Source organism: Klebsiella sp. HMSC25G12 (assembly GCF_001807705.1).
GTDB classification, from domain to species: domain Bacteria; phylum Pseudomonadota; class Gammaproteobacteria; order Enterobacterales; family Enterobacteriaceae; genus Klebsiella; species Klebsiella variicola.
Window position 1 is genome coordinate 226165 of record NZ_KV789908.1, and the last position, 15350, is coordinate 241514.

A 15350-nucleotide genomic window follows, 5' to 3' on the forward strand; every position below is an offset into this window, starting at 1 on the left:
TCCGTTTCTTCTTTCACGCGCTAGCCTCCTGAGTTCAGGTGCTAAAGTAAAAAAAGAAGCGGAAAATAGCAGCATTCATGCTTGCATTACCTTGTCTGGTAAGAAACGTCAGACCTGTATTGAAAAGCCTGCGCCGATAAAAGTCAATGTATTGATGGTGTTGAAACGAAAAGAGGGAGACAAGCTCCCTCTTTCAACTGGCTTATGCCAGAGCTGCTTTCGCTTTTTCGACCAGAGCGGTGAACGCTACTTTGTCGAATACGGCGATGTCAGCCAGGATCTTACGGTCGATTTCAACAGAGGCTTTTTTCAGGCCATTGATGAATTTGCTGTAAGAAATACCGTTCTGACGTGCTGCTGCGTTGATACGTGCAATCCACAGTTGACGGAACTGACGTTTACGTTGACGACGGTCACGGTAAGCGTACTGACCAGCTTTGATAACAGCCTGGAAGGCAACGCGGTATACGCGAGAACGCGCACCGTAGTAGCCTTTAGCTTGTTTCAAAATTTTCTTGTGACGTGCACGTGCAATTACACCACGTTTTACGCGAGCCATGTGTGCTCTCCTGTATCTATTCTAAGTTAAAAAAGTTAAACGTTAACGACTTATGCGTACGGCAGGCACGCGATAACCAGGCCCAGATCGCCTTTGGAAACCATGGCTTTCGGACGCAGGTGACGTTTACGCTTGGTAGCTTTTTTAGTCAGAATGTGACGCAGGTTAGCGTGCTTGTGCTTAAAACCACCTTTACCGGTTTTTTTGAAGCGCTTAGCAGCACCGCGTACGGTCTTAATTTTTGGCATCTTAATAACTTCCACTTCGCATTGTTAATAAACGAAACATAGGCGAACAACATCAGTGAAGCCCTAAGGCTCCACTGACATCGCTACTTGAAGGCCTTACTGTTTCTTCTTAGGAGCGAGCACCATGATCATCTGGCGGCCTTCGATCTTCGTAGGGAAGGATTCGACTACTGCCAGTTCACTCAGATCGTCACGGACGCGCGTAAGCACTTCCATACCGATCTGCTGGTGGGCCATCTCACGACCGCGGAAACGCAGTGTGATCTTAGCCTTATCGCCATCTTCGAGAAAGCGAACCAGGCTGCGGAGTTTTACCTGGTAATCACCATCATCGGTCCCAGGACGGAATTTAATTTCCTTAACCTGGATAACTTTTTGCTTTTTCTTCTGTTCCTTAGAAGACTTACTCTTTTCATAAAGGAACTTGCCGTAGTCCATGATACGACAAACTGGCGGTTCGGCGTTAGGGCTGATTTCAACTAAATCTACTCCGGCCTCTTCAGCCTTTTCGAGAGCTTCTCTCAGACTCACAATACCCAAAGCTTCGCCTTCCAGACCTGTCAAGCGAACTTCCAGGGCGCGAATCTCGCCATTGATACGATTCGGACGTGCCGTTTGAACTCGTTTTCCGCCTTTAATACCTTATTCCTCCAGTTGTTGAAGACTGCGGCTGCGAATCTCTTGTTGCAGCTTCTCAATCACTTCACTTACGTCCATGCTGCCGAGGTCTTTCCCGCGACGGGTGCGCACGGCCACTTTGCCGGCTTCGACTTCTTTGTCGCCACAGACCAACATATACGGGACACGACGTAAAGTGTGCTCGCGGATTTTAAAGCCAATCTTCTCATTTCTCAAGTCTGCTTTTACACGAATGCCCGCATTTTGTAGTTTACGCGTCAATTCGTTAACGTATTCAGCCTGAGAATCGGTAATATTCATGACCACTACCTGCACTGGTGCAATCCAGGTTGGGAAGAAGCCAGCGAACTCTTCGGTCAGGATGCCAATGAAGCGCTCCAGGGAACCGAGAATCGCACGGTGAATCATGACCGGTACCTGACGCTCGTTATTTTCGCCCACATAAGAGGCGCTTAAACGCTGCGGCAGAGAGAAGTCCAGCTGTACCGTTCCGCACTGCCATGCGCGATCGAGGCAGTCATACAGGGTAAATTCAATTTTCGGGCCGTAGAACGCCCCTTCGCCCAGTTGATACTCAAATGGGATGTTATTTTCTTCCAGCGCCACCGCCAGATCCGCTTCCGCGCGATCCCAGGTCTCATCGCTACCGATACGTTTTTCCGGGCGAGTTGACAGTTTGACGACGATCTTCTCGAAGCCAAAGGTGCTGTACATATCGTAGACCATACGAATACAGGCGTTCACTTCATCGCGAACCTGATCTTCAGTACAGAAGATATGCGCATCATCCTGGGTAAAGCCGCGAACGCGCATCAGGCCGTGCAGCGCGCCAGACGGTTCGTTACGGTGACAGCTGCCGAATTCCGCCATACGCAGCGGCAGATCGCGGTAGGATTTCAATCCCTGGTTGAAGATCTGCACGTGGCCCGGGCAGTTCATCGGCTTAATGCAGTATTCACGGTTCTCGGAAGAGGTGGTGAACATCGCATCTTTGTAGTTGTCCCAGTGGCCGGTTTTCTCCCACAGCACACGGTCCATCATGAACGGACCTTTGACTTCCTGATACTGGTACTCTTTCAGTTTAGAACGAACAAAGGTTTCCAGTTCACGGAAGATAGTCCAGCCGTCGTTGTGCCAGAACACCATACCCGGCGCCTCTTCCTGCATATGATACAGGTCAAGCTGCTTGCCAATTTTACGGTGGTCACGCTTGGCGGCTTCTTCAAGACGCTGCAGATAAGCATTCAGCGCTTTTTTATCCGCCCACGCGGTGCCGTAGATACGCTGCAACATTTTATTGTTGCTGTCGCCGCGCCAGTAGGCACCGGCGGTTTTCATCAGCTTGAAGTGATGACAGAAGCGCATATTCGGTACGTGCGGGCCGCGGCACATATCGATATATTCTTCATGATGATACAAACCCGGCTTATCATCATGAGCAATGTTTTCGTCAAGAATAGAAACTTTATAGGTTTCGCCGCGCTTCACGAAGGTTTCACGCGCTTCGTGCCAGCTGACTTTCTTCTTGATGACATCGTAGTTTTTCTCGGCGAGCTCATGCATACGTTTTTCGAGCGCGTCGATATCTTCCTGAGTCAGGGTGTGGTCGAGGTCTACGTCATAGTAGAAGCCATTATCAACAACCGGACCGATAGCCATTTTGGTGTTGGGCCACAGCTGTTTAATGGCATGGCCTAACAGGTGCGCACAGGAGTGACGAATGATCTCCAGCCCTTCTTCATCTTTCGCAGTGATAATAGAGAGAGTGGAATCGGTTTCGATCGGGTCGCAGGCGTCTACCAGTTCACCGTTTACCCGCCCGGCAATGGTGGCTTTCGCCAGGCCTGGACCGATATCCAGCGCAACATCCATGGGGCTAACAGCGTGGTCAAAATGGCGTTGACTGCCATCAGGAAGCGTAATTACAGGCATTTTATGTCCTTATTTGCAGTGGTGCCCCGCACGAAAGAGCACATACAAAACTATATAATCATAATTATCATCAGGTTAAGGCGCAGTTCCCGCTTCACTCTGCGAAAATAGGAGGACGACCGGATAGACCGTTCCCGCCTGCCACCGCCTGCTGATAACACCGGGGAGTAGTTTACACATCATTGGTACGTGATTAAAGCCGCAAGCGTATAAATGATGGCGGAATGTGGAGAAAACAAGAGAGATTGAGATAAAAAGACGAATATCCTGCTACTGCAGGCGAGAATAATCCCCGGCAAAGCCGGATAATATTATTCGGACGTGATAGTAGAGACGCAATGATATTGCATACTTAATCTTTAACACAGCGCGTTAAACCGGTACCGCTCCACCCGGCTTAATTGACGTATGACGAAATAAAGGTCTGGTATATTATGACCACTCGCCGGCCACCAGCGTATGCACATTAAAGGCATCGCTCATGGATTGTCCGGTAGTTCGGGAACCGGGGGCGATATTCGAGCCAGCCTCAACGTCAGTCGCTTTGGCGATGCCAACCTGAGTATGGTCCTGGTTGCCTGATGGCGGAACGGGCGTGGCAGCGGATGCGCCAAAAGAAAGCACGCACAGCGCCAGGGCTGCGATGGTAAATGAAGTGTTTTTCATGATATTCATTCTCTTATTACGGAAGACAGACCGCGCGATTTCTCCGCCCGGACAGTGCATATCATTATAGATCCAGATCACATATTTGTCCGTCGAATATTTAGCTTTTCGTGTCAAATAGAATGAATATTTGTCAACAAACCGGGAATAATGGAGAAAAGATGGAGGGCTATTTCTTTTTATAAAAACTAAAACGAAAGGCCAGAAAAAATAATGGCACTCATTGCTAAATTTAAAACGAACAGGCCGGGGAAACCCGGCCTGAAAATATTACATTTTATACCCAAGGGACAGCGACGTCCGGCGATCGGTATGCTCCGGCGCAGAGGAAGGCGGTGCCGAGTTCCAGGTCACGTTGTAGGCGACCTTCAGCGCGAAATGGGCGTTAATCGCCACGTTTAACGCGCTCTCAGAGTTGACGGTGGTGTCCTCAGCGCCAAACACCGAGACCCCTTGCGTAAATTTGGCGTTATCGGTCATCTGCCAGGCCCAGGTGCCGGAGGCGTAACCCAGCGGCTGAGTATCGGTTTCTCCATCGGTAAACTCGTCATAGCGAACGCCAGGACCGAATTCAAACCGCAGGCTGTGCACCGGACCGTTGAGGATCTGACGACCATAACCCGCCGTCAGGACATCACGCTGCTGATAGCCATTATAGCGGTCGGTCAGCCAGCTGCCCTGACCAAAAATATAGTTCATATCGGTCAGGTTGTAGCGGCTACGCCCACCGACTGCATATTTTTCTGAGGATCGCTCATCGTTGGAAGAGGTGTTGCTGGCATTCCCCCACAGCGACCAGGCGGTGGTATTACCATACCAGGTCAAGGTGGAATCTGCCGTCATCGAGGAGTTTTTGGTGTTGCCGGACTGCGCCAGGTAGCCTGCGTTAACCACACCTTCGAAAGGTTTTTTAGCAGCGGAAGGGTCATCCATGACGGTAAATACAGAATCATCGGCCATTGCGCCAACAGACGCAAAAAGCCCCCCCGCCAGCATAACCGCTGCGGGTACTGTCTTTAAAAGCTTCATTATAACTCTCTAAAATACATTTTTTAGGACAGTACAAATGATGAACAGACACAACCTGCCCGCTCATTGAATTTAGCGTCCGTACAACATAAAAGAGACCTGAGGGTCCCGGAAACTTTCGCGAGGATCGCGGTGTGCAGGTCCTAAGAAAGGTAGCAAATTATAAAAAAGCACGAATAACATAGCAATCACTTACTCTTTCGTTTTTTGAATAAGACAGCTCCGGAAACAATCTTTATTTCATAATGAAAATACAGGCTTCTTTGCAAATCTCTCAGGAACATCACTTTCCCTCCCGGAGCCATCGTGCCATGCTTAAATAAAGCACAGTCGCCGTATTAAGGAGGAGAAGGAATGACCAAAATTTATACGTTAACGCTGGCCCCCTCGCTGGATAGCGCCACGCAGACCCCACAGATTTATCCCGAAGGTAAACTCCGCTGCAGCGCGCCAGTATTTGAGCCCGGCGGCGGCGGGATCAACGTTGCCCGTGCCGTGACCTTTCTTGGCGGCAAAGCCACCGCCATTTTCCCGGTTGGCGGCGCCACCGGCGAGCACTTAGCAGCCCTGCTGGCCGATGAGCAGGTGCCGGTCGAGACCGTCGAAACCCGCGACTGGACGCGGCAAAACCTGCACGTTCACGTGGCCGCCAGCGGCGAACAATATCGTTTTGTCATGCCCGGCGCAGCGTTGACGGATGATGAGTTCCGTCGGCTGGAAGAGAAAGTCCTGACTATCGAACCCGGCTCACTGCTGGTGGTAAGCGGCAGCCTGCCGCCAGGTATCAGCGTCGAAAACCTGATGCAACTGGTGAAAAATGCGCAACAGCAGGGACTGCGCTGCATTATCGACAGTTCCGGCGACGCGCTGGCTGCGGCGCTGGACGTCGGCAATATTGAGCTGGTGAAGCCGAACCAGAAAGAGCTCAGCGCCCTCGTACAGCGCGATCTGAGCCAACCCGATGACGTACGCCTTGCCGCCCAGTCGTTGATCCAGTCCGGTAAAGTACGCCGGGTGGTGGTTTCGCTCGGGCCGCAGGGGGCGTTAGGCGTTGACGCCAGCGGCAGCGTTCAGGTGGTGCCGCCTCCGATGAAAAGCCAGAGCACCGTCGGCGCCGGCGACAGCATGGTGGGCGCCATGACCCTGCGTCTGGCGGAAAACGCCGGGCTGGAAGATATGGTTCGCTTTGGCGTCGCTGCCGGTAGCGCCGCGACAATCAATCAGGGCACCCGTCTCTGCTCGCAGGCCAATACGCAAAAAATCTACGATTATCTCTGCGGTCGCTGATCTTCCCTGCCCCTCCGCGCTGGCGGAGGGAGCCACGATATTGGCTGGATGGTCTATGCTGGAAAGGCTATGGATAACAATGGGGTGTAGAGATGAGCAATGAGATAACCGCCTGGGTCGTCAGCGTCACCTTTCACGAACAGGCGCTGACGGAGATCAACGAGGTCAGCAACCACTTTACCCGCGCCGGGTTCGTACTGACGCTCAATGATGAAGACGGCAATCCCCATGAGCTGGGGACCAACACTTTTGGCCTGCTCAGCGCCCAGGATGCTGATGAAGTTAAGGCCCTCAGCGCAGGGCTGGCGGAATCGGCTCTGGGCCGCCCGGCAGAGATTACGGTCAGCACATTCGCCGAGTGGTTAAAAGCTCAATAAGTGCGTTTAACGCAACGGAAAGCGTCAGTTGTGCGTCAGTTCCAGGTTTACCCGGTAGCAGTGCGCTAACCTTATGATATGGTGGAAAACATGGGGAGAGACAGCATGTGGCAAGCAATCAGTACACTTTTACGCGATTGGCATTCCGAAAACGCTGAAATCGAACTGAAAACCGAGCTGCCCGGTGGGGAAATCCATTCGGCCTGGCATTTACGCTTCGGCGGGAAAGATTACTTCGTGAAATGCGACGAACGTGAGCTTCTGCCCATCTTCACCGCCGAGGCCGATCAGCTGGAACTGCTGTCGCGAAGCAAAACCGTTCGCGTGCCGCAGGTCTATGCGGTCGGCAGCGACCGTGACTACAGTTTTGTGGTCATGGAATACCTCCCTCCCCGTCCGCTGGATGCGCATAATGCCTTCCTGCTCGGCCAGCAGTTAGCGCATCTGCACCAGTGGAGCGATCAGCCGCAGTTTGGTCTGGATTTCGACAACGATCTTTCCACCACGCCGCAGCCCAACGCCTGGCAGCGTCGCTGGTCGGTGTTCTTTGCCGAGCAGCGTATCGGCTGGCAACTGGAGCTGGCGGCGGAGAAAGGGCTGCACTTTGGCGATATCGATACCTTAGTCGATGTGGTTCAGCAGCGGCTGGCCAACCATCAGCCGCAACCTTCACTGCTCCATGGTGACCTGTGGTCCGGTAACTGCGCCTTAGGACCAGATGGCCCCTATATCTTCGATCCGGCCTGCTACTGGGGCGATCGCGAGTGCGATTTAGCCATGCTGCCGATGCACCCGGAACAACCGCCGCAGATCTATGACGGCTACCAGTCCGTTTCACCGCTGCCAGCAGGTTTTCTCGATCGCCAGCCCATCTATCAGCTGTACACCCTGCTGAACCGGGCGATTTTGTTTGGTGGCCAGCACCTGGTGACGGTCCAGCAGGCGCTGGACGATGTATTGACGGAAAAAACGCGTTAGACAAGACTCACGGCGGACCAGGGGGTCCGCCGCAACGCATTATCAGTTGATCTCGACCCCACTCAGACGGAATTTGATAGTCATCGTCACGCCGGTTCCCGGTCTTGCCTGCTCGTAACGCCATCTGCGCATCGCGCTTTTCACTTCGCGCTCAAACATATTGGCCGGCTGGGCAGAGAGGATCTGTAGGTTGTCGATTCGGCCATCTGGCGTCACGTCAAACTTCACCCGTACCGTCCCTTCGATGCGCAGCGCCTGGGCGCGGGCCGGATAGGTCGGCTGGACACGGCTGATCGCCCGCGGGCCGCTCGGGGCAGTAACGGTGGGTTTGGCGGCCGCGGTCGAGGTGCTTGGCGCGGTGCGCGCTGGCGTCGTGTTGTTGTTTTCAAACGGCGAGGCCGGACGCGGCTCTGCTGCCGGCTTCACGTCCCGCTTCGGCTGCTCAACCTTTTTCTCCGGCTTGGGTTTCGGTTTGGGTTTAGGCTTCGGCTTCGGTTCCGGTTTATGGATCACCACCGGCGCCTCTTTCGGCGGTTCAGGCACCACCTCGGGTTCCGGCTCAGGATCAGGTTCGACAACGGGCTCCACGACTGGCTGTGCCGCCGGGGGCGGTTCAAGATCGGCCGGCGCGACCATCGTAATCTCAATCGGCTGCGTCGGAGAAGGCTGTTCAATAACCTGATGTACCGAGGTATAAAGCAGCCCCGCCACAACGGCACCGTGGATAGCCACGGACAGCAGCGTTGGCCACGGGAAGCGGCGAGGTAAATCAAGGGTCATTGCGCTCATAGTCGTTTCTGTTGAAAAATGATGCTCCGATTTTAAATGCAAATAGCAATCATATTCAATAAGGCGTCTTAACCTGAGTCAATTTTTGCCACCATTTGCAGAAAAAAGCCGCGTCGGCAGCGCATTCGACACCGGTATGCATCTTTGCATTGCAGTCCAAGGCGGTTTAACTTAACGTAATTCGCCTGATTATTGATAAGGAGCTTTGCCGTGCTTTACGTTATCTACGCTGAAGATATCGCCGATTCTCTGGAAAAGCGGCTCTCGGTTCGCCCTGCGCATCTCGCGCGTCTGCAACTCTTACACGATGAAGGCCGGCTGCTTACCGCCGGGCCAATGCCGGCCGTTGACAGCAACGAACCGGGCGCAGCAGGGTTCAGCGGCTCAACGGTGATTGCCGAGTTTGAGTCGCTGGAAGCGGCGCAGTCCTGGGCCAATGATGATCCGTATATTGCGGCTGGCGTCTACCGCCAGGTCTCTGTTAAGCCTTATAAGAAAGTGTTTTGATAAATATTCCCTGCTATTTTTCTGGTTAGCCATAAAAAAGACACCAGGCCATCAGATTAAAGGGCGCATTTTGGTACACAACATTAAAATGTCGCCCTTTTCCATCACGCGAAAAGTTTGGCTGTTCTCTCACTGACATGTCCTGTACAGGGTCAGATCCCCTCTCCTGCCTCAACATCGTCGCCTAACGCCTCACCATCCCTGCATTAATATCAAAAGCCCCCGCTGTCCGGCGGGGGCCTCTGATCGTTATCGCTGATCCAATTATCTGTTACTTATCGAGCGCATAGGCAATCACGTAGTCACCGCGATCCGGCGACTGGCGGGCTCCACCGGCGGAAATCAAAATGTATTGTTTGCCGGTCTTCGGCGAAACATAGCTGATGGGTCCCCCCTGGCTTCCTACCGGAAGACGGGCTTTCCAGACTTCTTCACCCGTAGATGAATCGAAGGCGCGCAGGTAATAGTCCTGGGTTCCGGCAATGAACACCAGGCCGCCCTGAGTTGCCAGGGTTCCACCCAGCGTCGGCATACCGATCGGCATCTGAGCACGCATTTTTATGCCAAACGGACCGGTATCCTGGACGGTACCGACCGGCACCTGCCAGACGATTTTCTGTGTTTTCAGGTCAATCGCGGACAGCGTACCAAACGGCGGTTTCTGACATGGGATCCCCAGCGGCGACATGAAACGGTTTTTGTTGACCGAGTACGGTGTTCCTTTCATCGGGACCGCCCCCATCCCGGCGTTCACCGCTTCACCACCGGTGTTAGCCACCGCGCTTTGTGGGTCCTGCTTAATCAGCTGCACCCACAGACCCAGACGCATATCATTGACGAAGATATAGTGGTTGTTCGGATCGGTAGACAGGCTGCCCCAGTTCATTCCTCCCAAAGAGCCCGGGAAGCTGAGGGAAACATCGGTCCCCGGCATGGTGTACAGCCCGTCATAACGCATCGATTTGAAGCTGATACGACAGACCAGCTGATCAAACGGCGTTGTCCCCCACATATCAGATTCTTTCAGGGTTTCCGCCCCAATCTGCGGCATCCCAACAGAGCGCGGCTGCGTCGCCGGATACTGTTCATTGGGGATATCAGCCGGTTTCACCGGGACCTCTTTCACTTCGGTAAGCGGTTGACCCGTCAGGCGATCAAGTACATAGATTTGACCCGCTTTGGTCCCCACCACCACGGCGGGTTTGTTGCCCTCTTTGGTCGGGAAATCGACCAGGCTTGGCTGCATCGGGACATCGAAGTCCCACAGATCGTTACGCACGGTCTTGTATACCCACTTCTCTTTCCCGGTGGTCGCATCCAGCGCCAGGATTGAAGTGGCGTATTTGTGATCGCCCTGAATACGGTCTGCGCCCCACAGGTCAACAGAGGAGCTCCCCATCGGAATAAAGAGGGTATTCATCGACGCATCCCAGGACATGGGCGCCCAGGAGTTAGCGGAACTGCGTTTATAATGTTCCCCCGGTTGCAGAACATGATTGGGATCCGGATTACGCGGATCAAATGCCCAGCGCTGCTGGCCGGTAATCACGTCATAACCGCGCACCACGCCGCCAGGCATGTCAGTACTGACGTTATCCGCCACGCGGCCTCCAACCACCACCGTGGTGCCAGCCAGCGTCGGGGCTGAAGTCAACACATAGCTTGGATCTGCCGCTGCGCCCATCCCTTCTCGCAGATTCACGCTGCCGTTCGTCCCGAAGTCCGGGCAGAATTGGCCGTTATCTGCGTCTAAGGCGATCAATCTGTCATCAATCGTATTCATCAGGATGCGACGCTGGCATGCTGCACCTGGCGCGACCTGTGCCGGCAGAACCGGTGTGGAGCCTGCCACAGTGGGCTGCGTCAGTGGCTTCGTCGCATCAAAATACGCCAGGCCTCGGCAGCGCATCCAGATGGCGGATTTCGCATTAATTTCCGCTCTCCAGATCTCTTTTCCACTATCGGCATCGACGGCGATCACATTGTTATGCGGGGTACAGAGGAAAACACGATCGCCTACCTGCAGCGGTGTTTGCTGATCTTCTGCGCCATTGCCATCCGGGCTTAACGGGGTGTCGCCAGTATGGAAGGTCCAGACGGGTTTCAGGTTTTTTACATTGTCACGCGTGATCTGGTCCAACGCCACAAAGCGGCTACCGCCGGCAGTATTGCCGTAGTGGTCCCAGTTTTGCTGTTTAGCGTCTTCTTTTACCGGCACCAGCGGTAATTTCTCGCCGCTGAACGCCACTGTGGGATGGGGCTGAAACATCTGAACAAAGGTGACGCCCATGGCGATAACCAGAACAACGCAGACCCCCCATGCCCCTTTGGTGCTGTAAGGCTTTCCTTCATGCTTACGTAGCGCAGGCCAGGTGGCCGCCGCCAGCAGCATCAACCCGGCGGGTACCATCAAACGGGAAACGAGCGGCCAGAAGTCGAAGCCGGCATCAAACAGTGCCCAAATCAGGGTACCCACGAATACCAGAGCAAACAGCCACACCGCGGACGACCTGCGGCGGAAAAACTGAATCGCGGCGAGCAGGGTAATAACCCCGGCAATAAGGAAATACCAGCTTCCCCCCAGGGAAACCAGTTTATAACCGCCGATGACAAAGAACAGGCCTGTCGCAAGCAGTATCACACCGACCAGCAGGCACCACAGGCCTAACCAGCCGGATGAGCGGGGATTCGTATTTGACATAATAACTCTCCTGATAACACCATGAAATAAAACTATTTCTTATTTAACTATCGATGTTTTCCCCGCAGTAAGCCAAACGGCATAAATGAAGCATAATGCCGGGATAGAAAATGGCGATAAAACATCGATGTCGGGAATTATATTTAATTGTTAATAAATTGTGTAAGTCCGTTATGTAAGATCTTGTATTTTATTTATTTATTGATTGTTGTTTGCGCAACACTATTGTGATAAAGCTAAAAAAACGCCAGGAAGGATTAAAAAGAAATGACTACAACAAATAAATAACACAGAATAATATATCGGCATTTATTCATTTCACATCGACATTAGATTGGATAAATGCCTAATTTATGGTTATTGCTCTTTTTTTTACATTGACTGGATAAGCATGTTGATGCGGGTAATTTCTCCCTGCCGATATTAAGCCATGGAATAAACGGGGATTAATGTCCGGTTTTCGCAAGGTACTGAACCGGTCTTAAACAACCTTCCTGCATTCAGGCTCGCGGTGATTTCTCTCCCCCGGAAAATAACCCCGCAATGATATAACCACACACAATATACTGACATGGCCCAATAAAAATCTCACCGTCAGGTTAAAATTGCCGATGATCATTTTTTAACTTCTATTAATTGCCTTGCGTAAAGTTCACGCTGCGTTACTGTAGGGTTATTCGTGCTTGATTAAAAATTTTGAAAGGGAATAACAAATGTTTTCAATAAGACTTCCCTCTTTTTAAGCTACCCTTTGTGTACTTGCCCATTTTGAGGAATTTTTTGTGAACGTTCTGAAAAAAACAGCATTTCTTTCTCTGCTTGCCTTATATATCCCTGTATCACAAGCTGCGGCGACGGAATATAACCTGGATCCGCAGCACACGTCGGTGGTTATTGCCTGGAACCATTTCGGTTTCTCTAACCCTACCGCCTATATCTCTGATGTTTCAGGGAAATTATCTTTTGACAAAGAAAATCCTGAAAAATCTTCTGTTAGCGTTACTCTGCCGGTAAAAACCATTGACACGCATGTCAAAGCGTTAACCGATGAATTTTTAGGCAAAGAATACTTTGATGTCAAAACGTTTCCCGAGGCTACTTTCCGGAGTACCAAAGTGGAAAGCAAGGGCGACAATAAATATGATGTCGAAGGTAACCTGACCATTAAAGGCATCACCAAACCGGTAGTTCTGCATGCAACCCTCAATAAGCAGGACATGCATCCAATGGTGAAAAAAGAGGCGATTGGATTTGATGCAACAGGGGTAATCAAACGTTCAGACTTCAAGCTTGATAAGTATGTGCCCGCGGTAAGTGATAACGTGACCATCACTTTATCCACTGAAGCCTATGCAAAATAAAGTAATGCACGCGTAATAGCGTGCATTTTATTCAGGCGCGTTATCCAGATAACCGTTCTGAAAGGCAAACAAACAGGCGCAGATTATTTAAGACCAGGAGCGGCACGCTTAGCCTCATGCGCCATGATCTGACTGCGCCTGTTTCATCATTCTTCTCAACTTACTTCAGGCTGCATCTGCTGGCCAGTGTGGGCATGCATTCGACAGCGCCGCACCTGTCTGGGTAACAATAAATACTGCATGGCAATTAATTCCTGTGGCGGCAGGAATAGGTTCTGCCTGAAACAAACCGCCCGGAATAACGTGACATGCCTATTTTAATGAGACGTGAAAGCAAGCCAGGCGCAAACTGTCGTTGCACCGCAGTCGAGCAAAATAATGATGTCAAGATGGCAATGATAACGATAATTCAGCGCAGGGCTGAGAAAACGACAACGGCACCGCGTACGGTGCCGTTAGCCTGCTCGCTTAACAGTCGGGAAAAATAAACAGCAGAGCATGACGCTGCCGTTTCACCAGTCCCTTCCTGATAGCAAGGATCCGCATATTGCGGCGCGATTGGGCTTCCAGCCAGCGCGCTTTACGGCGATTCACCTGTCTCAGCATGCGCCAGCGCCCTACTTCCGTTCTACTACGCTTCATTGCAACGACTCTACGAGTGAAAACAGCCTCCATTATAAACCTCTGCCAGCAACTGACTACCGCTTTCGCTGCGTTTTTATTTGCCAGAAAAATACTGATGCGTAAACTCATCACATAACGTCATTCAAAAGGATTTTACATCTATGACAACCTTTTACACGGTGGTGAACTGGCTGGTCATTCTGGGGTACTGGCTGTTGATCGCCGGTGTAACATTACGAATTCTAATGAAACGCCGCGCTGTCCCGTCCGCCATGGCATGGTTGCTGATCATTTATATCCTGCCGCTGGTGGGGATTATCGCCTATCTCTCCTTTGGCGAACTGCATCTCGGCAAACGCCGGGCGGAACGCGCCAGGGCGATGTGGCCCTCGACGGCCAAGTGGTTAAACGACCTCAAAGCCTGCAAACATATCTTCGCGGAAGATAACAGCCCGGTGGCAGAATCCCTGTTCAAGCTGTGTGAACGGCGTCAGGGCATTGGTGGCGTAAAAGGCAACCAGCTGCAGCTGCTGACGGAATCTGATGACGTGATGCAGGCTCTGATCCGCGATATTCAACTGGCCCGCCACAATATCGAGATGGTCTTTTATATCTGGCAGCCAGGCGGTATGGCCGACAGCGTCGCCGAATCGCTGATGGCCGCCGCGCGTCGTGGGGTTCACTGTCGGCTAATGCTCGATTCTGCGGGCAGCGTGGCCTTTTTCCGCAGCCCATGGGCGGCGATGATGCGTAACGCCGGTATTGAAGTCGTCGAGGCCCTCAAAGTTAACCTGATGCGTGTGTTCCTGCGCCGGATGGATTTGCGTCAACATCGCAAGATGGTGATGATCGATAACTATATTGCCTATACCGGCAGCATGAATATGGTCGATCCGCGCTACTTTAAGCAGGACTCGGGGGTCGGCCAGTGGATTGACCTGATGGCGCGGATGGAAGGCCCGGTGGCGACCTCGATGGGCATCGTCTACTCCTGCGACTGGGAAATCGAAACCGGAAAGCGCATTCTGCCGCCACCACCGGACGTCAATATCATGCCGTTCGAAGAGGCCAGCGGGCATACCATCCACACGATCGCCTCCGGCCCGGGCTTTCCGGAAGATCTGATCCATCAGGCGCTCCTCACCGCCGCCTACGCGGCGAAAGAGCATCTGATCATGACGACACCTTACTTCGTGCCCAGCGACGACCTGCTGCACGCAATCTGTACCGCCGCCCAGCGCGGTGTCGACGTGAGTATTATTTTACCGCGCAAGAACGATTCACTGCTGGTGGGCTGGGCCAGCCGGGCCTTTTTCACCGAGCTGCTGGCGGCCGGGGTCAAAATTTATCAGTTTGAAGGCGGATTGTTGCATACCAAGAGCGTGCTGGTGGATGGCGAACTGAGCCTGGTGGGGACGGTGAATCTGGATATGCGCAGCCTGTGGCTCAATTTTGAGATTACGCTGGTCATTGATGACGCCGGTTTTGGCAGCGATCTGGCGGCGGTCCAGGATGACTATATCTCGCGTTCGCGCCTGCTTGACGCCCGTCGTTGGCTAAAACGACCGCTCTGGCAGCGGATCGTCGAGCGACTGTTTTACTTCTTCAGCCCGTTGCTGTAAAACGTGCCCATCAGATACCGAATGAGTAGCA

At 52.6% G+C, this 15350-nt stretch carries 16 protein-coding genes and 1 other annotated feature (1 of these 17 running past the window's edge); of the genes, 6 read left to right on the forward strand and 10 right to left on the reverse strand.

Features of this window, described 5'->3' with window-relative positions; genetic code table 11:
* Window positions 1–84 (reverse strand) — a sequence feature (Phe leader region) (it extends 41 nt beyond the left edge of the window).
* From pheM to HMPREF3096_RS19710, 7 genes are all read right to left on the reverse strand, one after another.
* Complete coding sequence (gene pheM, locus HMPREF3096_RS30995; protein ID WP_001386830.1) at window positions 35–79, reverse strand: pheST operon leader peptide PheM; 45 nt, start codon at window positions 77–79, stop codon at window positions 35–37. It overlaps the preceding feature by 45 nt.
* Before the next feature lie 118 nt (window positions 85–202).
* Entirely contained in the window at window positions 203–559 is a 357-nt protein-coding gene (gene rplT, locus HMPREF3096_RS19685; RefSeq protein WP_000124850.1) for a 50S ribosomal protein L20, read from the reverse strand.
* 50 nt (window positions 560–609) lie between these two features.
* Window positions 610–807, reverse strand: coding sequence for a 50S ribosomal protein L35 (gene rpmI / locus HMPREF3096_RS19690; protein ID WP_001124225.1), 198 nt, complete (start codon window positions 805–807; stop codon window positions 610–612).
* A gap of 96 nt (window positions 808–903) precedes the next feature.
* Window positions 904–1446 carry a translation initiation factor IF-3 gene (infC, locus tag HMPREF3096_RS19695; RefSeq protein WP_012967832.1) on the reverse strand — a complete coding sequence of 181 codons (543 nt, stop codon included), beginning with the start codon at window positions 1444–1446 and terminating at the stop codon, window positions 904–906.
* 3 nt (window positions 1447–1449) lie between these two features.
* Complete coding sequence (gene thrS / locus HMPREF3096_RS19700) at window positions 1450–3378, reverse strand: threonine--tRNA ligase (protein ID WP_008804433.1); 1929 nt, start codon at window positions 3376–3378, stop codon at window positions 1450–1452.
* Between the two features lie 432 nt (window positions 3379–3810).
* Window positions 3811–4044, reverse strand: coding sequence for a YdgH/BhsA/McbA family protein (locus tag HMPREF3096_RS19705; protein WP_012541368.1), 234 nt, complete (start codon window positions 4042–4044; stop codon window positions 3811–3813).
* Between the two features lie 270 nt (window positions 4045–4314).
* Window positions 4315–5073: a DUF481 domain-containing protein gene (locus HMPREF3096_RS19710; RefSeq protein WP_008804431.1), complete on the reverse strand. Its 759-nt coding sequence runs from the start codon at window positions 5071–5073 to the stop codon at window positions 4315–4317.
* 354 nt (window positions 5074–5427) lie between these two features.
* On the opposite strand from HMPREF3096_RS19710, the gene pfkB reads away from it, so the two are divergent.
* From pfkB to HMPREF3096_RS19725, 3 genes are all read left to right on the forward strand, one after another.
* A complete protein-coding gene (gene pfkB / locus HMPREF3096_RS19715) occupies window positions 5428–6360 on the forward strand; it encodes a 6-phosphofructokinase II (protein ID WP_008804430.1) in 933 nt (310 codons plus the stop codon).
* A gap of 92 nt (window positions 6361–6452) precedes the next feature.
* Window positions 6453–6737, forward strand: a complete 285-nt coding sequence (ghoS, locus tag HMPREF3096_RS19720) for a type V toxin-antitoxin system endoribonuclease antitoxin GhoS (protein ID WP_008804429.1) — start codon at window positions 6453–6455, stop codon at window positions 6735–6737.
* Between the two features lie 105 nt (window positions 6738–6842).
* The gene (locus HMPREF3096_RS19725) at window positions 6843–7715 is read left to right on the forward strand and encodes a fructosamine kinase family protein (protein ID WP_012541366.1); all 873 of its coding nucleotides are present in this window, start codon (window positions 6843–6845) and stop codon (window positions 7713–7715) included.
* Window positions 7716–7757: 42 nt separating this feature from the next.
* On the opposite strand, the gene tonB is transcribed toward HMPREF3096_RS19725, so the two are convergent.
* Window positions 7758–8504, reverse strand: a complete 747-nt coding sequence (tonB, locus tag HMPREF3096_RS19730; protein ID WP_022065331.1) for a TonB system transport protein TonB — start codon at window positions 8502–8504, stop codon at window positions 7758–7760.
* 210 nt (window positions 8505–8714) lie between these two features.
* On the opposite strand from tonB, the gene HMPREF3096_RS19735 reads away from it, so the two are divergent.
* Entirely contained in the window at window positions 8715–9011 is a 297-nt protein-coding gene (locus tag HMPREF3096_RS19735; protein WP_008804420.1) for a YciI family protein, read from the forward strand.
* A gap of 271 nt (window positions 9012–9282) precedes the next feature.
* On the opposite strand, the gene HMPREF3096_RS19740 is transcribed toward HMPREF3096_RS19735, so the two are convergent.
* Window positions 9283–11712, reverse strand: coding sequence for a glucose/quinate/shikimate family membrane-bound PQQ-dependent dehydrogenase (locus HMPREF3096_RS19740; RefSeq protein WP_064169314.1), 2430 nt, complete (start codon window positions 11710–11712; stop codon window positions 9283–9285).
* A gap of 782 nt (window positions 11713–12494) precedes the next feature.
* Between HMPREF3096_RS19740 and HMPREF3096_RS19745 the strand changes: the two genes are divergently transcribed.
* On the forward strand, window positions 12495–13073 hold the full coding sequence (locus HMPREF3096_RS19745; RefSeq protein ID WP_008804418.1) for a YceI family protein: 579 nt from the start codon (window positions 12495–12497) through the stop codon (window positions 13071–13073).
* 468 nt (window positions 13074–13541) lie between these two features.
* On the opposite strand, the gene HMPREF3096_RS30585 is transcribed toward HMPREF3096_RS19745, so the two are convergent.
* A complete protein-coding gene (locus HMPREF3096_RS30585; RefSeq protein ID WP_023290120.1) occupies window positions 13542–13715 on the reverse strand; it encodes a YciY family protein in 174 nt (57 codons plus the stop codon).
* A 143-nt stretch (window positions 13716–13858) separates the two neighbouring features.
* Here HMPREF3096_RS30585 and cls point away from each other — a divergent pair, with 143 nt between their 5' ends.
* A complete protein-coding gene (cls, locus tag HMPREF3096_RS19755; protein WP_008804416.1) occupies window positions 13859–15319 on the forward strand; it encodes a cardiolipin synthase in 1461 nt (486 codons plus the stop codon).
* Window positions 15320–15350: the final 31 nt, after the last annotated feature.